This is a genomic window from Stenotrophomonas sp. YJH_SMC_16, from assembly GCF_059367875.1.
Window position 1 is genome coordinate 1 of sequence record NZ_JCAFRH010000002.1, and the last position, 21,607, is coordinate 21,607.

The 21,607-nt window shown below is 67.4% G+C and carries 18 protein-coding genes; 1 reads left to right on the forward strand and 17 read right to left on the reverse strand.

Features of this window, described 5'->3' with window-relative positions; translation table 11 throughout:
- From AC5P6E_RS04745 to flhB, 16 genes are all read right to left on the reverse strand, one after another.
- Positions 1-1,965 (reverse strand): methyl-accepting chemotaxis protein (locus AC5P6E_RS04745; RefSeq protein WP_495230733.1); only part of this gene is annotated, 1,965 nt, incomplete at its 3' end.
- Positions 1,966-2,351: 386 nt separating this feature from the next.
- Positions 2,352-4,343 carry a chemotaxis protein CheA gene (locus tag AC5P6E_RS04750; RefSeq protein WP_010482464.1) on the reverse strand — a complete coding sequence of 664 codons (1,992 nt, stop codon included), beginning with the start codon at positions 4,341-4,343 and terminating at the stop codon, positions 2,352-2,354.
- Positions 4,344-4,388: 45 nt separating this feature from the next.
- Positions 4,389-4,754 carry a response regulator gene (locus AC5P6E_RS04755; protein ID WP_005409521.1) on the reverse strand — a complete coding sequence of 122 codons (366 nt, stop codon included), beginning with the start codon at positions 4,752-4,754 and terminating at the stop codon, positions 4,389-4,391.
- A complete protein-coding gene (locus AC5P6E_RS04760) occupies positions 4,751-5,059 on the reverse strand; it encodes an STAS domain-containing protein (protein WP_014037092.1) in 309 nt (102 codons plus the stop codon). The genes AC5P6E_RS04755 and AC5P6E_RS04760 overlap by 4 nt, the downstream gene beginning before the upstream one ends.
- A 112-nt stretch (positions 5,060-5,171) precedes the next feature.
- Positions 5,172-6,377 carry a chemotaxis protein CheW gene (locus tag AC5P6E_RS04765; protein WP_019338559.1) on the reverse strand — a complete coding sequence of 402 codons (1,206 nt, stop codon included), beginning with the start codon at positions 6,375-6,377 and terminating at the stop codon, positions 5,172-5,174.
- Positions 6,374-7,156, reverse strand: coding sequence for a ParA family protein (locus AC5P6E_RS04770; RefSeq protein WP_019338560.1), 783 nt, complete (start codon positions 7,154-7,156; stop codon positions 6,374-6,376). Before AC5P6E_RS04770 ends, AC5P6E_RS04765 begins: the two co-directional genes overlap by 4 nt.
- A gap of 4 nt (positions 7,157-7,160) precedes the next feature.
- Entirely contained in the window at positions 7,161-8,177 is a 1,017-nt protein-coding gene (gene motD / locus AC5P6E_RS04775; protein WP_019338561.1) for a flagellar motor protein MotD, read from the reverse strand.
- Position 8,178: 1 nt separating this feature from the next.
- The gene (locus tag AC5P6E_RS04780) at positions 8,179-8,919 is read right to left on the reverse strand and encodes a flagellar motor protein (protein WP_010482457.1); all 741 of its coding nucleotides are present in this window, start codon (positions 8,917-8,919) and stop codon (positions 8,179-8,181) included.
- 103 nt (positions 8,920-9,022) lie between these two features.
- Positions 9,023-10,855 (reverse strand): chemotaxis protein CheA, encoded by a 1,833-nt coding sequence (locus AC5P6E_RS04785; protein WP_010482456.1) that lies wholly within the window; start codon positions 10,853-10,855, stop codon positions 9,023-9,025.
- A gap of 2 nt (positions 10,856-10,857) precedes the next feature.
- Positions 10,858-11,463 carry a protein phosphatase CheZ gene (locus AC5P6E_RS04790; protein WP_010482455.1) on the reverse strand — a complete coding sequence of 202 codons (606 nt, stop codon included), beginning with the start codon at positions 11,461-11,463 and terminating at the stop codon, positions 10,858-10,860.
- Positions 11,463-11,855 carry a chemotaxis response regulator CheY gene (cheY, locus tag AC5P6E_RS04795; RefSeq protein ID WP_006365466.1) on the reverse strand — a complete coding sequence of 131 codons (393 nt, stop codon included), beginning with the start codon at positions 11,853-11,855 and terminating at the stop codon, positions 11,463-11,465. The genes AC5P6E_RS04790 and cheY overlap by 1 nt, the downstream gene beginning before the upstream one ends.
- A 57-nt stretch (positions 11,856-11,912) precedes the next feature.
- Positions 11,913-12,656, reverse strand: coding sequence for an RNA polymerase sigma factor FliA (locus AC5P6E_RS04800; RefSeq protein ID WP_010482450.1), 744 nt, complete (start codon positions 12,654-12,656; stop codon positions 11,913-11,915).
- Positions 12,653-13,540: a MinD/ParA family ATP-binding protein gene (locus AC5P6E_RS04805; protein ID WP_010482449.1), complete on the reverse strand. Its 888-nt coding sequence runs from the start codon at positions 13,538-13,540 to the stop codon at positions 12,653-12,655. Before AC5P6E_RS04805 ends, AC5P6E_RS04800 begins: the two co-directional genes overlap by 4 nt.
- Positions 13,527-15,155 (reverse strand): flagellar biosynthesis GTPase FlhF, encoded by a 1,629-nt coding sequence (gene flhF, locus AC5P6E_RS04810; RefSeq protein ID WP_029379820.1) that lies wholly within the window; start codon positions 15,153-15,155, stop codon positions 13,527-13,529. The genes AC5P6E_RS04805 and flhF overlap by 14 nt, the downstream gene beginning before the upstream one ends.
- Before the next feature lie 145 nt (positions 15,156-15,300).
- Positions 15,301-17,361 (reverse strand): flagellar biosynthesis protein FlhA, encoded by a 2,061-nt coding sequence (gene flhA, locus AC5P6E_RS04815; RefSeq protein ID WP_171955051.1) that lies wholly within the window; start codon positions 17,359-17,361, stop codon positions 15,301-15,303.
- A 44-nt stretch (positions 17,362-17,405) separates the two neighbouring features.
- Positions 17,406-18,536 carry a flagellar biosynthesis protein FlhB gene (gene flhB, locus AC5P6E_RS04820; RefSeq protein ID WP_057504315.1) on the reverse strand — a complete coding sequence of 377 codons (1,131 nt, stop codon included), beginning with the start codon at positions 18,534-18,536 and terminating at the stop codon, positions 17,406-17,408.
- 207 nt (positions 18,537-18,743) lie between these two features.
- On the opposite strand from flhB, the gene AC5P6E_RS04825 reads away from it, so the two are divergent.
- A complete protein-coding gene (locus tag AC5P6E_RS04825; RefSeq protein WP_239684568.1) occupies positions 18,744-19,169 on the forward strand; it encodes a hypothetical protein in 426 nt (141 codons plus the stop codon).
- A gap of 182 nt (positions 19,170-19,351) precedes the next feature.
- On the opposite strand, the gene AC5P6E_RS04830 is transcribed toward AC5P6E_RS04825, so the two are convergent.
- Entirely contained in the window at positions 19,352-21,598 is a 2,247-nt protein-coding gene (locus tag AC5P6E_RS04830; protein ID WP_329835501.1) for a CocE/NonD family hydrolase, read from the reverse strand.
- Between the last annotated feature and the right edge of the window lie 9 nt (positions 21,599-21,607).

The following is a 21,607-nucleotide window of genomic DNA, read 5'->3' on the forward strand; positions in this document are numbered from 1 at the left end:
CACGGTCTGGTTGACCTGCTCAATGCCGGCCGACTGTTCCTGCGAAGCAGCGGAAATCTCGGCCATGATGTCGGTCACGCGCTGCACCGAGGCGACGATCTCGCCCATGGTGCTGCCGGCCTGGTGGACCAGGCTGGAGCCCTCGGCAACCTTGCCGACCGAATCATCGATCAGGCCCTTGATCTCCTTGGCGGCAGCCGCCGAGCGCTGGGCGAGGGTGCGCACTTCGCTGGCGACCACGGCGAAGCCGCGGCCCTGTTCACCGGCACGCGCGGCTTCCACGGCGGCATTCAGCGCCAGGATGTTGGTCTGGAACGCAATGCCGTCGATGACGCTGATGATCTCGGCGATCTTCTTCGACGAGGCTTCGATGGCGGACATGGTGGTGACCACCTGGCCGACGACTTCACCGCCCTGCGAGGCGACGCCATGGGCGCCGATGGCGAGCTGGTTGGCCTGGCGGGCGTGCTCGGCGTTCTGACGCACAGTGGAGGTCAGTTCCTCCATCGAGGCAGCGGTCTCTTCCAGGTTGGCGGCCTGCTGCTCGGTACGGCGCGACAGGTCGCTGTTACCGGAGGCGATTTCGCCGGCGGCCAAGGTGATGCTGGAGGCGCTGGCCTGGATCTGGCCGACGATCTGGGTCAGCTGTGTGACCGTGGCGTTGGCATCGTCGCGCATGCGGGCGAACACGCCGTTGAACTGGCCTTCCATGCGCGCGGTCAGGTCGCCGGTGGCGATCGACTGCAGCAGCTGCGAGAGCTGGCCGAGGTTGCCGTCAGCCACCTGCATCATGGTGTTGAGGTGCTCGATCATCAGCTTGAAGTCGTGCTGGAAGCGCTGTGCGTCGCCGCGCTGGCTGAAGTCACCGGCGGCGGCCGCCGCAGCCAGGCGCTGGATCTGTGAATTGATCGCCAGCAGGCTGGCCTTGGCCGCATCCATGGATTCGTGCAGGATCGCGCGGCTGCCGGGCAGGCGGCGTGCATCCGGGGTCAGATTGCCGATGGCATACTGGTTGAGTACTTCAATGGCATCGACGATCGCATCGAGGTGTTCGAAGATCACCGTGTTGATGCCGTTGGCCAGCTGGCCATAGACGCCCGGGAAATCTTCCGGAATGCGGTGGCTGATGTCCGGGCCGGCATGCATCTGGGCCATCAGCTGGGTCTGCTCGCTGAAGCGGCGCAGCATCGCGGTCATCTCCGCGGTGGCGGCCAGCATCTTGCCGGCCTCGTCCTTGCTGGTGGCCTGGGTGCTGACGCTGAGGTCGCCGCGGGAAACTGCCTGGATGGCATGCACGGCCTTGCCCAGCGGACCGGTGACCGCACGCGAGATGACGATGGCCAGCGCGGCGGCCACCAGTGACAGCAGTACGATGCAGCCGATGATGGCGATCATACTGTTGCGATGGGTGGCGTTGGCGTCGGCGATCTTGCCGTCCATCTGCCCGGCGATGTGGGTGCCCAGTGCCTTCATTGCAGCGAACAGGTCGCGACGTGCCGGGCGCGACTGCTCGTCGGAGATCTGCTGCGCCAGGGCGCCGTCACCGGCGGTCACGGCGTCGCGCATCGCCTTGTTGGCGGCGAAGTAGCGATCCAGCTGCGTGCTGGCCGCGCGATAGAGTTCGCGCTCCTTCTCCAGCGCCGGCAGCGCCGAGTACGCCGCCAGTTCGTCATGCACGGCTTTGGCGGTATCGTCCATGCGTTTGTTGTAGTCGGCGACCTTCTCCGGCTGGTCCAGCATGCTCAGCTGGGCCAGTTCGTAGGTACGGAACTCACCGAGCTGCGAGCGCGCCTCGCCCAGGTGCTGGACGGAGGGGATATCGTTGCCGGCCATCTCGCGCAGCTGCGCGTTGGCTTCGCTCAGGCGCAGCAGGGCGAACGCGCCGAGGACCAGGGTCATCAACGTGGTGAGGGTGAACCCCACGGCCAGCTTGCGGGCGATGGGCAGATCTTGGAACCACTTCATGCAGGGTGCTCCAGGTGGGCAGAGTGCCGGCGTCTGTGCGCCGGTTTGGGGGTGGTTGCAGAGCGAACGGTGGTGCCCGGTGGGGGTTCGGTGACGGCCGTCAAAGCGAAATAGCGGCGCAGTCCGGATGGACTTTATGGACGCAGATCACATTCGGTTGCGTAGGGATGACGGCGCGAAAGCGTTGCAGCGACGCGGCTTCGCTTGGATGAAGTGGTTACGCCCGCAGCCATCGTGTCGACGGAGTTCACGATTTGGTATCGGGGTGCCGTCCCGCGATCAGATCCCTTTCCTGCGGAATGGAATCTGATCCCACTGGCAGGGCGAACACAAACAGAAACCGCCGCCCGGAAGGGCGGCGGTCCAGTACACGCCTGCAACGTGGATCAGGCGGCCTGCGGCATCCGCAGCGAACGCACCAGCCCGCCGATGTCGACGATCAGGGCCACGCGGCCATCGCCGAGGATGGTGGCACCGGACACCCCGCCGATGCGGCGGTAGTTGTTCTCGATGTTCTTCACCACGACCTGTTGCTGGCCGACCAGTTCGTCCACTTCCAGCGCGATCTTCTGGCCATCGCCTTCGACCACCACCACCAGCGATTCGCTGCCCGGCGCACGGTTGCCGTAGCCGTAGTATTCGCTCAGCGACAGGATCGGCAGGTACTCGCCACGTACGCGCAGCACGCGGCCTTCGCCGGCCATGCTGCGGATGTCTTCGGCCTGCGGCTGCAGGGCCTCAAGCACATAGGCCAGCGGCAGGATCAGGGTTTCACCGGCCACTGCCACGGTCATGCCATCGAGGATGGCCAGGGTCAGCGGCAGGCGGATCAGCGTGCGGGTGCCGTTACCAAGGCTGCTTTCGATCTGCACCTCGCCACCCAGCGCCTGGATGTTGCGGCGGACCACATCCATGCCGACGCCACGGCCGGACAGGTCGGTGACTGCATCGGCGGTGGAGAAGCCAGGCTGGAAGATCAGGTCCCAGACCTGCGAATCGGTAGGGTTGTCCGGCACTGCCAGGCCGCGTTCGTGGGCTTTGGCCAGGATCTTGGTGCGGTCCAGGCCGCGGCCGTCGTCGCTGACTTCGATGACGATGTGGCCGCCCTGATGCGAGGCTGCCAGGGTGATGGTGCCGGTCTCGTCCTTGCCCGCGCCGCGACGCACGTCCGGCATCTCCAGGCCGTGGTCGATCGAGTTGCGCACCAGGTGCACCAGCGGGTCGGCGATCTTTTCGATCAGGCCCTTGTCCAGCTCCGTGCCTTCACCGACGGTGCGCAGGCGGACCTGCTTGCCAAGGCGGCTGGACAGGTCGCGGACCAGGCGCGGGAAGCGGCGGAACACCGCATCGACCGGCAGCATGCGCACGCCGATCACGGCTTCCTGCAGGTCGCGGGTGTTGCGTTCCAGCTGGTCCAGGCCGGCGAACAGGCTCTCGGCGTGGACCGGGTCCAGTGCGTGCGAGACCTGCTTGAGCATGGCCTGGGTGATGACCAGTTCGCCGACCAGGTTGATCAGCGCATCGACCTTGTCGACGCTGACTCGGATCGAGGTTTCGGCTTCCTGGCTGGCGCCGCCGCTGGTGGCGGGCGCAGCAGGCGCCGCCGGTACGACGGCAGCCGGTGTGGAAGGGGCGGTTGCAATGGGCGCCTGTGTAGCCAGGCTCGGCGGTGCGGCCGGACGGATGTCCAGTTCGCAGTCGTCCAGTACCCAGGCGAAGGTGTCTTCGATCTTGCTGCGCGGCACCTTGCCGACCAGGCCCAGATCCCACGCCAGATGGGCCTCGAGCGGGTCGAGCTGGGCGAAGCCCGGCAGGCGTTCCATGCGCGCGGCGACCTGCAGCGAACCGAGATGCTCCAGTTCGCGGATGATGCGCAGCGGGTCGTTGCCGCTCATGAACAGCGACGGTGCCGGGGTGAAGCCGATCTGCCAGGCTTCCGGCGTATCGTCCACCTTGGCCGCGACGGCAGCGGGGGCGCTCGGTGCGGGCTGGCCGGAAAGGACCGCTTCCAGGCGCGCCTTCACCGCAGCGACTGCAGCCGGATCGGCAGCCTGGCCGTGTTCGGCTTCGCGCAGCAGGGCGCGCAGCACGTCCACCGAGGACAGCATGGCGTCGACCGCGTGGCCTTCCAGCGCCCGCTTGCCGGCACGCAGTTCATCGAGCAGCGTTTCCAGCACGTGGGTAAGGCCGGCGATCGTATCGAAGCCGAAGGTGCCGGCGCCGCCCTTGATCGAGTGGGCGGCGCGGAACACCGAATTGATGATCTCCGCGTCCTGCTGCCCCGATTCCAGGGCCAGCAGGCCAGCCTCCATCGCGTCGAGGCCTTCGCGGCTCTCCTCGAAGAAGGTGGCGTGGAAGCGTTGCAGGTCCATGCTCATGGCAGTGGTGGTCCGGAAGCGAAGAGGGGGAGCGGTGGCGGGCGATCAGCCCAGCACTTTCTGCACGGTGGCGACCAGCTGTTCGGGATTGAACGGCTTGACCAGCCAGCCGGTGGCGCCGGCGGCCTTGCCTTCGGACTTCTTGTCGGCGGCCGATTCGGTGGTCAGCATCAGCAGCGGGGTGAACTTGTAGTCCGGCAGCTGGCGCAGTTCGCGAATCAGCGCGATGCCGTCCATGTTCGGCATGTTGACGTCGGTGACCACCGCATTGAAGCGCTGGCCCTTGGCGCGACCGAGCGCGACCGCGCCGTCTTCGGCTTCTTCGACGGCAAAACCGGCCGAGGTGAGGGCGAAGGAAACCATCTGGCGCATCGACGCCGAATCGTCCACCACCAAGATACGTGCGCTCATGCAGCGTTCTCCACAGATTTCAGGTTGTCATGGGTTACGTCCAGGCCCAGGGCCTGGGTGACGCCCAGCAGGCGCGCGGCGTCACGGAAGGTTGCAGTGCAACCGTGGAAGCCGGTGCCGAGACCTGCCTCGCGGCGGGCCTGCACGAACGCACACAGCACCTGCACGGCGGCCGTGTGGATGCGGGCGACCTGGCTTGCATCCAGGGTCAGCTCGCCTGCCTGCGCCACCAGCGGGGCGAGGCGGTTCTTGAGCTCGGTGGTGCTCTCGATGCCGAGATCCCCACCCAGTTCGACAGTACTCATCGTTGCTCCGGACAAACGGTTCCGTGATCCATAACGGCACCCCGGCGGGGTTCTTTAGGGGAATCGACGCGGTGCGTCCCCGACAGGTAACGCGTCGGCGCAAAGCGCCGACTCAGCTCAACAGCCGCGTGGCATCCAGCAGGATCATCGGGCGCTGGCTGACCCGGGCGACGCCGCGGAACAGGTCGTTGGAGATCTGGCAGATGCGCGCGGTATCGGGCGGTTCGATCTGCGAATCGGTGAGGTTGGCGACATCTTCCACCGCCGACACGCGCAGGCCGATGGTCTCGCCGTCTTCTTCCAGGACCACGATACGGGTCTGTGAGTCGTCTTCGGCGGGCGCGGCTCCAAGGTGCAGGCCCAGATCCATCACCGGCACCACCTGGCCGCGCAGGTTCATGATGCCGAGCATGGCCGGTGCGGTGCCGCGCAGCGGCAGCAGCGGCACCGGCAGCACCACTTCCTGCACCTTCAGCAGTTCCAGTGCATAGGCCTGGGTGCCGCAGCGCAGGCGCAACCAGCGCGAGGTGCGCTCGCCGGCGCGTCGGTTCTGCGGATGCGGACTGCTGGCGGGCCGATGTGCCTGTGCCTGCAGTTCCTGCCAGCTGTTCGGACGGTTGCCTGCTGGCGCGTCCACGGCCACGCGCGGTGGCGGCGCGGCATCGGTGCGTGCCGCTGGAGCGGGTGCTGTGACTACGGCCGGTGGTGGCGCAGGAACGTCCTCGCCGCCTGCTGCGGCCTCGAATGCAGCCTGCAGGCCGGGGCTGTCGGTGTGGGCGAGGCGATGGCTGTCGGCCGTATCGGTCTCGTAGATCACTTCGTCCGGCAGATCGTCCCAGGTGGGTTCCGGACCTGCCTTGGCGGCAGCCGGAGCAGGGGGCGTCTCGTGGATCACCTCGTCAGGCAGGTCATCCCAGGTCGGTTCGCGCTCGGGAGCGGCGACAGGCATTGCGGCGGCCTCGAAGGCGGCTTCCAGTGCTGCGTCGTCCTCTGCCGGGGCAGCGGCAACAGTCTCCGTTTCGTAGATCACCTCGGCCGGCAGGTCGTCCCAGGTCGGCTCGCGCTCGGGCGCGCCAGCAGCGGCCTCGAATGCAGCTTCCAGCGCAGCGTCGTCCTCAATCGGTGTGGTGGCCGCGGTGTCGGTCTCGTAGATCACTTCGGCCGGAAGATCGTCCCAGGTCGGCTCGCGTTCGGCGTCCGCTGCAATCGCCGGGCACGCTTCGTCGCTGGCCGGCGGCGGTGCAGCCGGTGGCGCCACGGCGATCGCTTCGCCCAGCAGTTCGTCCAGATAGTCGTCCAGTACGCCGGTGCTGTTCATGCGGCCTGCTCCAGGGCGCGGGCATCCTCGCCGAGGATCCAGTTCAGGGCGCGGCGGTAGGCAGCCAGGCCGCGGCCCGGGTAGTCCTCACCAACGCTTGGCAGGGTCAGGCCGGCGGCGTTGCTGATGCGGGTGTCGATGGGAATGGCGTCTTCCCACACGCGGGTGCCGTGACGATCCTGCATCGTGCGCAGCGATTCGTTGCCGGCGCGGGTGCGGCGGTCGAACAGGGTGGGCAGAATCGAGATCGGCAGCGGGCGGCGGCGCGAGCGCTCGACCATCTCGCCAGTGCGGACCATCCCCTCCAGGCCATGCAGAGCCAGCGGCTCGGCCTGGGTGGGAATGATCAGGCGGTCGGCCGCGGCCAGTGCGTTGATCATCAACAGACCGAGGGTGGGTGCGCAGTCCAGCAGGATGTAGTCGTGCTGTCCCTGATGGCGGGCAAGCGCGTTCTGCAGGGCCAGGCCGAGGCCGGGCTGGTTGGCGCTGCGGCGTTCCAATGTGGCCAGCGCGGATTGTGCACAGACATAGTCCAGGCCATGGATGCTGCTGGCATGGCACAGGCTGGAAAGATCGGCCGGCGGTGCGCCGAACAGTTCCAGCACGCCGGCCGGCGGCGGATCCACCGGCACGCCGAAGGCGCGGCTGAGCGAGGCGTGCGGATCGAGGTCGATCAGCAGCACGCGATGGCCAAGCGCGGCCAGGCCACGGCCGAGGGCGAGGGTGGTGGTGGTCTTGCCGACTCCGCCCTTCTGGTTGGCGACTGCCCAGATGCGCATCGGTTTACTCCTTCATTGCCGGGGGAACGGCGGCGCCGACGCGGCTGCCAGCCGGCACCGGCGGCAACTTCACCGGTGCGATGGGGGAGGTGGGGGCGCTGGCCGGAGTTGCGGCGGCCTGTTCGGTAGCGGTGCTGTCGGTGGCGCCGGTGGCTGCGTTCAGGCGCTGGCCGAGCGGGTCCACCGAATGCGAGGTGTCGGCCAGGATGATGACCATCACCCGACGGTTGCGGTTGCGGCCCTGCGCGCTGTCGTTCTCTTCGCGCGGGCGGAACTGGCCGTAGCCGACCATCGCCAGCCGCGACGGCTGCACGCCCTGGTCGGCGAACAGGTGCACCACGCTGGCCGCGCGGCCGGCCGACAGTTCCCAGTTTGAAGGGAAGGTGGCGGTAGCAATCGGCACATTGTCGGTGTGCCCTTCCACGCGCACGCTGTTGGGCACGTCACGCAGCACCTCGGCCAGGCTGGCCAGGGTCTGCCGTGCATGCACGTCCAGCGCGGCCGAGCCGGTCGGGAACAGGATGTCGCTGTTGATTTCGACTTCGATCCACAGTTCGGTGCGGCGCACGCTGATCATGCCGCGGTCGATCAGCGGCGCCAGTGCGGCGGTGAGGCGGTCGGCGATGCTGTTGAGCTGGCGCTCGGCGCGCGCGATCTGCTCCTGGTTGTGCACCGACACCGGCATGCGCATCTGCGAGGCCATCGATGGCAGCAGGGTCGGGTCGTGCGACGGTGCAGGCGCTGAGGGTCCGATCTTGGTGCCGGACTTGATCACCGAGGGGCTGTCCCAGCCGCCACCCTGCACCTGCTTGTTACCCACCTGCACCGGATTGATGGTGCGCGGTGCGCCACCGAAGGCATCGGTCAGCGCGTCGGCCATGATCCGATACTTGCCCTCGTTGACCGAGGAAATCGCGTACATGACCACGAAGAAGGCCAGCAACAGCGTCATCAGGTCGGCATAGGGAATCGCCCATGCTTCGTGGTTGGCGTGCTCTTCGTGGTGCTTGCGGCGGGCCATGTCAGTGCAGGAAGCCGGAGAGGTTGGTTTCGATGTTGCGCGGGTTCTCGCCCTGGGCGATCGAGATCAGGCCTTCGATGACCATTTCGCGATCGCGGGTGTTGTGCGAGATCACACTCTTGAGCTTGGCGGCCACCGGCAGGAACAGCAGGTTGGCCGAGGCGATGCCGTAGATGGTGGCGGTGAACGCTGCGGCGATGCCGTGGCCGAGCTTGCTCGGGTCGGCCAGGTTCTTCATCACCGCGATCAGGCCGAGCACGGCGCCGATGATACCGAGGGTCGGTGCGTAGATGCCCATCGCTTCAAAGACCTTGGCGCCGGCCTGGTCCTGATGCTCCTGGCTGCCCAGTTCGATTTCCAGCATGTGCCGCATCGATTCGGGTTCAACGCCATCGACCAGCAGCTGCAGGCCCTTGCGCAGGAACGGGTCCTGCTGCGCTTCCACCTGCGATTCCAGGCCCAGCAGGCCCTGGCGGCGGGCGATGTTGCTCCACTCGACGATCTGCTGGATCAGTTCGCGGCGATCGCTGTGCGGTGGGCGCACGACCCAGCGCACGATCTTGAACGCATGCTTGAACACTGCCGGCGAGGTATGCAGCAAAATCGCGGCGACGGTGCCGACGATGACGATCACGAACGCGGCAGGCGACCACAACGACGCCAGGCCGGCGCCCTTGAGGATGCTGCCACCGACCAGCGAGGCCAGGGCGAGAAAGAGTCCAATGAGGCTGAGTCTATCCATGGTTCCGGTATCGGCGTGTATGAATGGGACTTGAGACACCGGTAGATCGCGTACAGACGGTAGTCACAGTTTTTCGGGTTGCCGGGCATGGCCCTGGCGGGGTTCATCGCAGCCCGTCCACATCCAGGATCAAGGCCATGCGACCATCGCCGATCAAGGTTGCACCGGCATAACCGCGCAGGCCGCGCAGGGCTTTCGGCAGCGGCTTGATGACCACTTCTTCGCGCCCGCGCACCTGGTCCACGACCAGCCCGAAGCGCGCTTCGCCGGCCTGCAGCACCACGATGGTCAGCAGGGGCGAGGCGGCGGGCGTCACATCCAGCCACTGGCGCAGATCGACCAGCGGCAGGGTGTGGGAGCGCCGATCGAGCACGGCACGGCCATCGAACCAGCCCAGCGACGTGCGCGGTGCGTGCAGCACTTCCATCACGCGCGCCAGCGGTAGCGCGTAGACGTCCTCACCGGCCTGAACCAGCAGGGTCGGCAGGATCGCCAGGGTCAGCGGCACGCGGATCAGGAAGCGGCTGCCACGGCCCAGCTCCGACTGGATCTGGATCTGGCCGCTCAGTTCGCGGATGCGTGACTGCACCACGTCCATGCCGACGCCGCGGCCGGAGATGTCGGTGACCTGCTGCTTGGTCGAGAAGCCGGGCAGGAACACCAGGTGCAGGCATTCCTCGCTGCTCAGGCGCGCGGCCGCTTCCGGATCGATCAGGCCCTTCTCGCGTGCCTTGGCACGCAGCTTTTCGGGGTCGATGCCGGCGCCATCGTCCTGCACCTCGATGCTGACGTAGTCACCTTCCTGCTGCGCCGACAGCCGCACGTGGCCCATCCGCGGCTTGCCCTGCGCCTCGCGCAGGTCGGGCATTTCCACGCCATGGTCGATGGCGTTGCGGACCAGGTGCACCAGCGGGTCGGCCAGCGCTTCGACCAGGTTGCGGTCGAGCTCGGTCTCGGCGCCGATCAGTTCCAGGTCCACTTCCTTCTTCAGCGAGCGGGCGACGTCGCGGGCCACCTTGGGGAAGCGGGAGAAGACCTTGCCCACCGGCTGCATGCGGGTACGCATCACCGCCGACTGCAGGCGGGCCGTGGCGATGTCCAGGGTGGACACGGCGCGGTCCAATTCTTCATCGCGCAGGCGTGCACGCAGGGTCTTGAGCCGATTGCGTGACAGCACCAGTTCGCCGATCAGGTTGACGATCGCGTCCAGGCGCTTGGTGTCTACGCGTACGGTATGTTCGGCCTCGGCCAACGGCTTGGCGGCCGGCTTTGCCACCGGTGCCGGTGCGGCGACCGGGCGCGGGGCTGCAGCCGGCGCCGGTGCCATGGCGGCAGCAGGCTTGGTGCCCGGTGCAGCGCCACCGTGCAGCTGGTCGAGCAGGGCTTCGAACTCGTCTTCGCTGATCAGTCCGTCGTCGGCCTTCTTCGCCGGTGCGACCGCGGTCGGCGCGTTGCCACCATGCAGCTGGTCGAGCAGGGCCTCGAATTCGTCGTCGGTGATCAGGTCGCTGCCACCCGCGGCGGGTGCTGCTGCGGCGGCGGGTGCCGCCACGGCACCGCCGTGTACGTCGAACTGGGCGATCAGGTCCGGCGGTGCATAGCCCGGCTCGGTGCCGGAGGAAACTGCATCCAGCATCGACTGCAGGTAGTCCAGCGATTGCTGGGCCGCGTCGAAGTGATGGGCCTGCAGCACCGCCTGGCCGGCACGCGCGGCGCCCAGCGCTTCTTCAGCGGCATGGCACAGCTCGACCATGGCGGTGACGCCGAGGAATCCGGCGCCGCCCTTGAGCGTGTGATAGCCGCGGAACACCGCGTTGAGCTGATCGCTGTCCTGCGGTGCCTGCTCCAGCGACACCAGCTGTTCGCCGAGGCGATCCAGGATTTCCTGTGCCTCGATGATGAAATCGGCAGTGATGTCGTCGGATACCGCGCTCATGCTTACAGCCCCAGATCCGACAACAGGTCGTCGGCGTCGTTCTGCGAGACCGCGTGGCGGTCCAGTCCCTTCAGTGCCGGCCCGGCCAGTTCCGGGTCGGTGCGATGCTGTTCCGGTGGCAGGCCGAGTGCGCCGAAGCCTTCGTGCACGCGGCGGACGATGCCCACCACGCGACGGATGATCTGCCCGGTCAGGTCCTGGTAGCTCTGGGTCAGGGCGATCTCGGTCAGGTTGTGGCGGATGCGCTCGAGCTGCGCGTCCTGGCCCGGCTGCAGGCCTTCGGCGCGCAGCTGTTCGGTCAGGCTGCGGCATTCCTCGGCCAGGTCCAGGGTGCGGTGCGTGGCCTGCTCGGTCATCGCCACCACGTGGTCCAGGCGCGCGCAGGCATCGTCCAGTTCCCCGGCTTCGCTCGGCACGGTCGGCAGTTCACCCAGCGCCTGCCCCAGTTCGCGGGCCAGCCGCGAGAGCCCACTCATCATCGGCTGCGTGCGCAGCGCGACCAGTCCGTCGATGCGCTGCCGCCAGGCGGCTTCGTCACCGGACTCGAGTGCGTCCAGGGCCTCCTGCAGGCGCAGGGCGAGGGCGCTCTTGTCGACCGTGGTATCCATCAGGCGCTGGCCGCCAGGCGTTCGAAGATCTTGCCGAGCTTCTCTTCCAGCGTCTGCGCGGTGAACGGCTTGATGATGTAGCCGTTCACGCCGCTCTGGGCGGCTTCGATGATCTGTTCACGCTTGGCTTCTGCGGTGACCATCAGCACCGGCAGGGTCTTCAGCTTGGCATCGGCACGGATCGCCTTGAGCAGCTCGATGCCGGTCATCACCGGCATGTTCCAGTCGGTGACCACGAAATCGAACGGCTGGCTCTGCAGCAGCGACAGCGCGGCATGCCCGTCCTCGGCTTCGGCGGTATTGGTGAAGCCCAGATCGCCCAGCAGGTTCTTGACGATTCGACGCATGGTCGAGAAGTCGTCGACGATCAGGATGCGCATGTTCTTGTTCAAAGCAGAATTCCTTTGTTGTTCATTCCGGACGGCCGGGGGCAGCCGCCTCGGGGATGTTCATTCTTCGAGGCCGGCGTCGGCGGCCTCGAACAGCTTCAGCCGGCCACGCAGGCGCAGTACCGCCTGGCCGTGGATCTGGCAGACCCGCGACTCGCTCACGCCGAGCACCGCGCCGATCTCCTTCAGGTTCAGTTCCTGCTCGTAGTACAGCGAGAGCACCAGCTGTTCGCGCTCGGGCAGGTGGCCGATGGCCTTGCCCAGCTCGCGGCCGAACTCGCCGCGCTCCAGCACCTGCTGCGGGGTCGGGCCGCCCTGGGCCACGGTGTCCAGCTCGCCCTGGTCCTCGATGCGCGATTCAAGACTCAGCACCTGGCCACGGGCAGCGTCTTCCATCAGCCGCAGGTACTCGGGCAATGGCATCTCCATCGCGGCGGCCACTTCGGTGGCGCTGGCGGCACGGCCACTGCTCTGTTCCAGGCGGCGGATGGTGGCGGCGGCATCACGTGCACGGCGGTGCACCGAGCGCGGCACCCAGTCGCCACGGCGGATCTCATCGATCATCGAACCGCGGATGCGGATCGAGGCATAGGTCTCGAACGAAGCCCCCTGGTCGGCGTCATAGCTGCGCGAGGCTTCGATCAGTCCCATCATGCCGGCCTGGATCAGGTCGTCGACCTCGACGCTCGCCGGCAGGCGTGCGGCCAGGTGGTGGGCGATGCGCCGCACCAGGTCCGAATGCTGGGCGATGACCTCGTTGGCCGCCGTGCGCTGGACTTCCCGGTACTGGGCTGCGCCTTTCATGCGGCCACCCCGCGCTGCTTGAGAATACGCTCGAGGAAGAACTCAACGCCGCCGCGCGGTTCGGTCGGCGCCTGCCAGCGTGCGGTACGGCGGGCAATCTCGGTGATCGCCAACGCGGCCGGGCTGGACGGGTAGGCCTTTACCACTGGCTGCTGGCGCTGCACCGACAGGCGCAGCCAATCATCCTGCGGCACACAGCCCAGATAGTTCAGCGAGACATCGGCGAGGAATTTCTCGCAGACCCGGGTCAGCTTTTCGTACAGCACGCGGCCCTCGTTGGGGTCGCGCACCATGTTGGCCACCACCTGGATGCGGTCCACGCCGCGCTCGCGCGACAGCACCTTGATCAGCGCATAGGCGTCGGTGATCGAGGCCGGCTCGTCACAGACCACCACCACGGTGTCCTGCGCGGCCTGGCAGAAGGTCAGCACGCCATCGGTGATGCCGGCGGCGGTGTCCACCACCATGATGTCCAGTTCGCGTTCCAGTTCGGAGAACACGTTGACCAGGCCGACGTGCTCGGCCGGGGCCAGCTCGGCCATGTGCCGGCGACCGGACGCGGCCGGGACCACCAGCACGCCGTTCGGGCCTTCGACGATGACGTCATCCAGCGTGCAGCGGCCGGCGACCAGGTCGGCCAGGGTAAAGGTGGGGTTCAGGCCCAGGATCACGTCGATGTTGGCAAGGCCAAGGTCGGCGTCCAGCAGCAGCGTGCGCTTGCCCATGCCAGCCAGCGCCACGGCCAGGTTGGCCGAAACGTTGGTCTTGCCCACGCCGCCCTTGCCGCCAGTGACGGCAATGGTGCGCACAGGGCCGAGCGGCTCGCTGCGGGTGGCCGACAGCGGGAAGGTCTTGGTCAGCTTGGCGTACTCACGCGACGGCATGGTTCAACTCCGGGTTGCAGGGCATATCGGCCGCGCGGCGCAAATCTTCAAGGCGAAGTACGAGATTGGCCGCACTGGCCCGGTGCAGGTCCTCCGGAACGTCCTGGCCATCGGTCACCCAGGTGATCGGCAGGGCATGGTCCACGGCCACCGACAGGGCGTTGCCGAAGCGGCCGGTCTCGTCCAGCTTGCTCAGCACCAGACCCTGCAGGTTGGCGGCGCCGAAGCGGCGGACCACCTCGTCCATGTCGCCGAAGCTGGTATTGGCCGGCAGCACCAGCAGGGTGCGCACCTGGCGGGCGGCACGCAGCCACTGCAGCTGGGCGGCCAGCGCGCGGTCGCGCGGGCCCAGGCCGGCGGTGTCGATCAGCACCAGCTTGTAGTCCTTCAGGCGTTCCAGCAGCTGGTCCAGGTCGGTGCCACTGTTGGCCTCGTGCACCGCGATGCCGAGCTGGCGGCCGTAACCGTACAGCTGCTCGCGGGCACCGATGCGGGTGGTGTCGGTGGTGACCAGGGCCACATCACGCGGCGCGTGCTTCTCGGCGAAGCGCGAGGCCAGCTTGGCGATGGTGGTGGTCTTGCCGGCGCCGGTCGGGCCAACCAGGGCGATCACGCCGCCTTCTTCCAGCGGGTCGACCGGGGCGATCGGCAGCTTGCGCGAAATCAACCCCAGCATCAGGCCGCGGCCACGGTGGGCTTCGGTCTCCAGCGGGATCTGCATGGCCACGTCGCGGGCCAGGCCGGCGTCGAAACCGTACTCGTCCATCAGGTCCAGCGCGGTGGCGCGCACCGGGCAGCCACGCAGGCGCTCGTCGGTGAAGCGGTTCATCTCGCGCTCGATCACCTGGCGCATGCCGGCCACTTCCTGGCGCAGCTGGCGGATCTCGGCGTCGTCCTGGGCGACCACGGTCAGCACCGGGGCCGGGGCGAGGGTGGGCTCCGGCGAGGTTTCGATGACGGCGTCGGCCACTGCCGGTTCGCTGGCGGCGATCTCCGGCTGTGCTTCGGTCGGAGCCGCGCCCGGCAGCGGCGGCGGCTGCACGGCGGGGGCCGCGCTTTCGTGATGCATCTCGTGCGGCGGGTCGACCTGGAAGCGGGCACGGTTGGCTGGCGCGCTGGCGGCCGGTGCCGATGCCGGTGCAACGATGGCCTCGGCGAACGGGGCGAAGATCTGTTCGGGCAGCGCCGGTTCGTTGACGGCAGCGCGGGCCAGGGTCGCGGCGAAGCCGGTGCTGCCGCGGGTCGGCACGATCTCGTCGGCGCTGTCCAGGGTACGGCCGGTGGCACCGACCGCGGCGCGGGCGAGGGCGGCCACGGCCGAGGTGGTCGCGGCAACCGGTTCCGGAGCGGGGGTGTTGCTGCGACGGCGGGTGACTGCGGCAATGACGGCATCGGCGGCGGTGCGCGGCTTGGGTGCCGGCGGCGGTGCCACGTCACGGCGCGAGGCTTCCAGTGCACGCTGCACGGCGCTCTCGTCATAGTTCGCGGCGGCGACGATCTCGATGCCTTCCTCGATCCGGCGGTTGGACAGGATCACGGCGTCAGGACCATGTTCCTTGCGCACCAGGTTCATGGCCGAGCGCATGTCGGCGGCGACGAATCGTTTGATTTTCATGCTGTGGTCACGGGACGAAGACGGCGGGGTGGCGGTCGGAGAACTCGGGTGGTCGGTGGTCTGCACGGTGCGGGTTCCCCTTGGTGTCTGTCTGTTGCGTTGGTTCGAAAGTGGTGTCTGTTTTCTGGCGCATCGGTGGGCGGCGTCAGCTGATCGTTCCGACCAGCTTCAGTCGCTTGTCCTCCGGCACCTCGCTGTAGGCCAGGACCGACAGCGACGGGACGCTGTGGCGGACCAGGCGCGCCAGCGCGGCGCGCACCGGGCCCGGTACCAGCACGACCGCCGGCTCGTTTCGCGCTTCCTGCTTGCTGACACATTCGGCCAGGCTCTGGTGCAGTCGCTCTGCGAGTCCGGGTTCCAGCGCGGCGCCGTTGCCCTGCGTGGACTCCTGCAAGACACGTTCCAATTGCGGGTTGAGGGTGAACACCGGCAGCTCCGCCGACATTCCGGCGATCTCCTGCACGATGAAGCGGCCCAGTGCGGTGCGCACCGCGGCGGTCAGCACGGCCGGGTCCTGGCTGCTGGGCGCATGTTCGACCAGTGCCTCGGCGATCTTGCGCAGCTGGCGGATCGGAATGCGCTCGACCAGCAGGTTCTGCAGCACGCGCACCACCGCCGACAGCGGCAGCGCCTTCGGCGTCAGATCTTCGACGAGCTTGGGCGCGCTCTTGGCCAGGTTGGCCAGCAGGTGCTGCACTTCCTCATGGCCGAGCAGCTCGGGTGCGTGTTCGCGGATCAGGTGCGACAGATGGGTGGCGACCACGGTGGCCGGGTCGACCACCGTGTAGCCCAGCGTTTCGGCCTGGGCGCGCTGGTGCGGCTGGATCCAGGTGGCATCCAGGCCGAACGCGGGATCCTTGCCGGCAATGCCCTCCAGTGCGCCGAGCGCGCTGCCCGGGTCCAGGGCCAGTTCCCGGTCGGGGTGGATCTCGGCGGTGGCCACCGGCACGCCGTGCACCAGCACGCGATAGCCGTTGGCCGGCAGTTCCAGGTTGTCGCGGATGTGCACCGACGGGATCAGGAAGCCGACGTCCTGGGTCAGCTTGCGGCGCACGCCCTTGATGCGCGCCATCAGTTCGCCGCCCTGGTTGGCGTCCACCAGCGGGATCAACCGATAGCCGACCTCCAGGCCCAGTGGATCGACCGGGCGCAGCTCGTCCCAGCTCAGTTCGGCGGTGGGCGCCGGTGCGGCCGGGCGACCCAGTGCGTTGAGCGCGGCGGCGTCATTGCCTGCGGCTGCCGGGTCGGTGGCCGCGGCCTTGCCCTTGCGGTAGACCTTCCAGGCGATGAAGCCGAGGATCGCGGACAGCGTCAGGAAAGCGACGTTGGGCATGCCCGGCACCAGGCCGACCACGCCGATGATGCCGGCGGTGATCGCCAGCGCACGGTACTGGCCGAACACCTGGCCGGTCATGGCCTGGGCCATGTCCTGCGAGCGCGAGGCGCGGGTGACCAGCATCGCCACCGCGCTGGAGACCAGCAGCGCCGGCAGCTGCGCCACCAGGCCGTCACCGATGGAGAGCAGGGTGTAGGTGGCGGCGGCGTCGCCGAACGGCATGCCATGCTGGAGCACGCCTACGGCCAGGCCGCCAAGCATGTTGATGAACAGGATCAGGATGCCGGCGATGGCGTCGCCGCGGATGAACTTGCTGGCGCCGTCCATTGCGCCGTAGAAGTCGGCTTCCTCGCGGACTTCTTCACGGCGCAGCTTGGCTTCTTCACGCGTCAGCAAACCGGCGTTGAGGTCGGCGTCGATCGCCATCTGCTTGCCGGGCATCGCGTCCAGGATGAAGCGCGCGGTCACTTCCGAGACGCGGCCGGCGCCCTTGGTGATCACCACGAAGTTGATGATGGTGAGGATCGCGAACACCACGATGCCGACCGCGTAGTTGCCGCCGATCACGAATTCGCCGAAGGCGGCGATCACCTTGCCGGCCGCATCGTGGCCGTTCTGGCCGTTGAGCAGGATGACGCGGGTGGAGGCTACGTTCAGCGCCAGCCGCAGCATGGTGGTGATCAGCAGCACGATCGGGAAGATGGTGAAGTCCAGCGGGCGCTTCACGTAGACCACCGCCAGCAGCACCATCAGCGAGATGGCGATGTTGAAGGTGAACAGCGCATCAAGCACCGGTGCGGCCAGCGGGACCACAACCATGGCCAGCAGGGCCAGCACGATCAGCGGCGCGCCAAGGCCCTGGCGGATCATTTCCAGAGCGCGGCGGGTGTTGAAACCGGTGGAGGGCTGGGCGCTCACGGGCGGCCTCCCTTGCCGAATTCATCCACCTGGATGTGCGGGGCGTCCGGCATCGGGCCAGTGCGCCAGGCGCGCAGCTGGTAGACGTAGGACAGGACCTGGGCGACGGCCGAATACAGTCTCACGGGGATTTCCTTTCCGAGTTGGCCTTCCCGATACAAGGCGCGTGCCAAAGGCGGGGCAGAGACGATCGCCACCTTGTTGCCGTCGGCCACTTCACGGATGCGCAGGGCGGTCTCGTCCACGCCCAGCGCGACCACGGTCGGGGCGTTCATGGCACCACCTTCGTACTTCAGGGCCACCGCGTAGTGGGTGGGGTTGACCACCACCACGTCGGCGGTGGGTACCGCCTCCATCATCCGGCGGTTGGCCATCTGCTGCTGCAGCTGGCGGATGCGGCCCTTCACCTCGGGGCTGCCCTCGCTTTCCTTCATTTCCCGGCGCAGCTCTTCACGGGTCATCTTCAGCTTGCGCATCCAGTTCCAGCGCTGGTACGGCGCGTCGATGGCGGCCAGCACCAGCATCGCACCGGCGGTGGCCAGCAGCAGGCGCAGGGTGAAGCCGAGGCCGTCGGTGATGGCGGTCTCCAGCGGGTGGTGGATCAGCCCGCGCAGGGTGTCGAAGCCGGTCCAGACCACCATCCCGGCAGCGACACCGACGAAGGCCACGCGCAGCAGCGATTTGGTGAACTCGGCGATGGCCTCCGGGCCGTACAGGCGCTTGAGCCCGCTCATCGGGTTCATGCGATTGATGTCGGGCAGCAACGCCTTCTGCGACCAGCGCAGGCCCCCCATCACCAGAGGTGCGACGAAACTGGCCAGCAGGCAGACCAGCACCAGCGGCGCGATCACCAGCATGAACTGCAGCAGCAGGTCGCCGAAGTGGCCGAACAGTTCCTTCGGGTTCTGCCGCAGGCTCTGTTCCGGGCTGAGCGCCTGCTTCATCCAGGCCGTGGCGCCGCGGCCGATCGAGCCGCTCATGGCCATCACCGCCAGTACGCCGGCACCGAACACGGCGGCGGTGCCGAGTTCGCGCGAGCGCGGCAGGTTGCCCTGTTCACGGGCGTCGCGCAGGCGTTTTTCGGTGGGTTGTTCGGTCTTTTCGCCGGCGGATTCGTTCTCGGACATCACGGGCACTGCGGCAGGGGTTGCCGGGGTGCGTGCAAGAACCGTGCCGCTAGCCTTCAGTCGCGAACGGCAGCACTGTGTGTCTGCTCCTGCTCATTCTGGTGTTCGCAGTGCTGTACGCGCTGGCGCGCTTACGCATTCAGCGGGCGGGGAAGATCGTTCAACTGCTGCTGTACAGGGGGGCAGCTAGCAGCTACATGAGGCATGATGGCCAGACACGCAGAAGAGAAGGGCGATGCTGAATGGATTGCAGGATGGGATATCGCAGCAATGAGTTTTGACATTGTCGTTTTGAAGCTGGAAGGCCCCGGTGAAAAAGACCTGTCCAATGTTGAGGCTGTGCAGGATATTGGATGTCCCCAGGCCGTAATCGCATCATTGGAGTTGGTGTTCCCTGGATGCGTCCAAAGTGCATTCTCGGATGGTGAGCGCTACTCGCTCGAGTCCGCTCTGAATGGAGACCCGGTGAGCTCCATACACCTTACTCTCAGATTCGGCCGAGCATGGTCTGAGGCAGCCAATGCTGAGTTCATGGCCCTGCTTTCAACACTTTGCCAGCGGTTGCAGTCAGTCGCCTTTGCGGTCTCCGACAACTCGAGGCTCGCTCCTCCCTACCCGGTCACGCTGAAGTGATTTGCTCACTCCGGGCTGGCTCAGGTGCGCGGCCGTGGGGGTTCATCAACCCCCACCTTCTGGCGCTTTGAAGCCAGTAGCCAGCTCCACCCGCGGCCGCGGCAGGTCATGCAGCCGCACGGGCACTACGGCTGGGGTTGCCGGGTGCACAAGAACTGTTCTGTGATGGCGGGGCGGCCGTGTCACCCGGTCGGCGCTACCGCCTGCAGCGGGATCGTCAGCACGCTGTCGCTGTGCCAGTCCACCTGCAGCGGGGCGCCCGCATCGGCGGCCGATTCATCGCTGACATCGCGGCCGGTGCCGTGGTTCACCTGATGCATGGCGTCCTTCAGCACGTCCACCTTCACCAGTAGGCGGCTGCCTGCAGCCAGGCGGCGGGCGACCATGCGCGTGCGGTCGAAGGGCAGGTGGGTCCATTGGCGGGGCTGCAACAACTGGCGCGTGCTCGGGTTACGCACGTGGCTGGCCCGGCCCATGTAGTAGGACAGCTGCATCCGACGTCCATCGGCGAGCAGCTCGTACAGGGTGACAGTGAAATCGAAATCCCGCTTGTTGATCCTGACCTTCAGGTTGCCGGAGAAGCTGCCAACCATGTCCATGGGACGGGTGAACGGGTCGGAGACGAAGGACAGCGCGGTATCCACCTCGTCCCGCGCGGCGGTGATCGGGAACGGGTAGTAGCCATGCCGCATTTCATTGCGGTCGGCCATGTCCACGGTCTGCCGCAGCTGGCCCGGTACGGGTGGCTGTTCCTGCAGCCGGTGGTAACCATCGGACGATGCCTGGTCGGCGGAGAGGTGGTAGCGGCGGTGATCGCCTGCGGCCGCCTCCAGCGTTGCCGCATGGCCCCACCTGTTGGCGCCCATCAGCTGATAGTTCACACGGTTGGGCACCAGCGCCGGTCGCGGGGCACCGCGCAGTACATGGTCCAGCCATTGGAAGGTCAGTGCGGGCGTGTCGAACTGCGCGACAGGGTCCAGCTCATATCCACGCAACTGCATCGGTTTGAGCGCCGACTGCGCACAGCGATGGTCATAGGGGCCGATCAGCAGGGCATGATCGGCATCGGGGCGGTGCCGCAGGTGCTCCTTGAAGTACTGCAGCGCCGAGATCTGGCCGTCGTCGTAGTAGCCGGTGATGGTCAGCACCGGGATGCGGATGTCGTCGAACTGGTCGCCATAGGGAACCATCGACTGCCAGTAAGCATCGTACGCCGGGTGAGCGAGCCAGCGTTGCAGCCAGGGGTTGGCCGTGCCGTCGACCTGGTCTATCTGCCGGTAAGGGCGGCCGGAGGCATACCAGCGGCGCGGCAGCTGCGACCAGCGCTCGTCCTGGTCGTAGGTGTCGTTGTCCAGCATCGGGCCATTGGCCACATAGAACGCCCAGCCATAGTTGGCACTCAGGAACACGTTGTTCTCCATCGGCAGGCCTTGGCCGGGGATGGCGGCAACGTAGGGCACGATGGTCTTCAATGCGGGATGGTGATGGCGCGCTGCTGCCCAGGCGGTAAAGCCTTCGTAGCTGCCGCCATACATGGCGACCCGGCCATCGTTCCATGGCTGGTGGCTGATCCAGTCGATGGCCGCGTTGGCGTCCTCGCCGTCATGTTCGTAGGGAGCGATGGTGCCCGTGCCCTGGCCTTTGCCGCGCGCATCGACCACGATGCCGGCGTAGCCATGCGCGGCGGCCAGCAGCATCTTCTGCCGGTTCTTCGGTGGATCGGTGTAGATGGTGAACAGCATGGCCGCAGGCAGCGGCGCAGTGGCAGCGCGTGGCCGTGCCAACTGGGCCGACAGCACCACGTCGCCGCCTGCGGGAATGCGCAGGGTGTCGTCGATGACGAAGCGACGCTGCTCTTCTGCGGCGACCAGTGCGGGGGCCATTGCGGCGGCCAGGGTCTGTGCACGCAGTACTGCCCGCAGACGCAGCAGTTCCAGGGCGACGGCCTCGGATACGGTCGCGGCACCTGCCTGCGCCGCGATGGCCTGCTCCAGCTGGGCGCGCGCCCGGGCCGGCTCAGCCGAGAGCGCGGCATCGGCCTGCACCGCGGCGACGTCGTCGAGGGCAGCGAAGGTGCTGTGGAAGGCACGCGCATAAGCGGCGTTGTCCCGCTCGCCGGCGGTGGCGAACAGCAGCATGGGCACCCAGCGCTGCACCGCCGCGGTATCACCGTCGCTTGCCAGCGATGCCCGCGCCTGCTGGATCGATTGCCGCGCTTCGGCCGTCTGGCCCATCGCCAGCAGCGCGTGGCCGCGCTGTGCATCGGTCAGGCTGGGGGACTTCAGCACGCGCTTGCCAAGGGCCTGCAGGGCAGCGTCGACTTGGGCCGGGGAAACATCGGCTGGCAACGACCACGGCAGATCAGCGGCGGTGGCGTGGCCAACAGCAAGGGCCAGCAACAGGCCAGCAAGGGGGGTGCGTAGGGCCACGGACGCTTC

What these genes read in the sequence shown, in the direction of transcription:
- AC5P6E_RS04790 (WP_010482455.1), bottom strand. Translation starts at nt 11,463, where the DNA reads ATGGATACCACGGTCGACAAGAGCGCCCTCGCCCTGCGCCTGCAGGAG.
- AC5P6E_RS04785 (WP_010482456.1), bottom strand. Translation starts at nt 10,855, where the DNA reads ATGAGCGCGGTATCCGACGACATCACTGCCGATTTCATCATCGAGGCA.
- AC5P6E_RS04750 (WP_010482464.1), bottom strand. Translation starts at nt 4,343, where the DNA reads ATGAGCATGGACCTGCAACGCTTCCACGCCACCTTCTTCGAGGAGAGC.
- AC5P6E_RS04765 (WP_019338559.1), bottom strand. Translation starts at nt 6,377, where the DNA reads ATGAACAGCACCGGCGTACTGGACGACTATCTGGACGAACTGCTGGGC.
- AC5P6E_RS04825 (WP_239684568.1), top strand. Translation starts at nt 18,744, where the DNA reads ATGGCCAGACACGCAGAAGAGAAGGGCGATGCTGAATGGATTGCAGGA.
- motD (WP_019338561.1), bottom strand. Translation starts at nt 8,177, where the DNA reads ATGGCCCGCCGCAAGCACCACGAAGAGCACGCCAACCACGAAGCATGG.
- AC5P6E_RS04780 (WP_010482457.1), bottom strand. Translation starts at nt 8,919, where the DNA reads ATGGATAGACTCAGCCTCATTGGACTCTTTCTCGCCCTGGCCTCGCTG.
- flhA (WP_171955051.1), bottom strand. Translation starts at nt 17,361, where the DNA reads ATGATCCGCCAGGGCCTTGGCGCGCCGCTGATCGTGCTGGCCCTGCTG.
- AC5P6E_RS04755 (WP_005409521.1), bottom strand. Translation starts at nt 4,754, where the DNA reads ATGAGCGCACGTATCTTGGTGGTGGACGATTCGGCGTCGATGCGCCAG.
- flhF (WP_029379820.1), bottom strand. Translation starts at nt 15,155, where the DNA reads ATGAAAATCAAACGATTCGTCGCCGCCGACATGCGCTCGGCCATGAAC.
- AC5P6E_RS04805 (WP_010482449.1), bottom strand. Translation starts at nt 13,540, where the DNA reads ATGCCGTCGCGTGAGTACGCCAAGCTGACCAAGACCTTCCCGCTGTCG.
- AC5P6E_RS04800 (WP_010482450.1), bottom strand. Translation starts at nt 12,656, where the DNA reads ATGAAAGGCGCAGCCCAGTACCGGGAAGTCCAGCGCACGGCGGCCAAC.
- flhB (WP_057504315.1), bottom strand. Translation starts at nt 18,536, where the DNA reads ATGTCCGAGAACGAATCCGCCGGCGAAAAGACCGAACAACCCACCGAA.
- AC5P6E_RS04770 (WP_019338560.1), bottom strand. Translation starts at nt 7,156, where the DNA reads ATGCGCATCTGGGCAGTCGCCAACCAGAAGGGCGGAGTCGGCAAGACC.
- AC5P6E_RS04760 (WP_014037092.1), bottom strand. Translation starts at nt 5,059, where the DNA reads ATGAGTACTGTCGAACTGGGTGGGGATCTCGGCATCGAGAGCACCACC.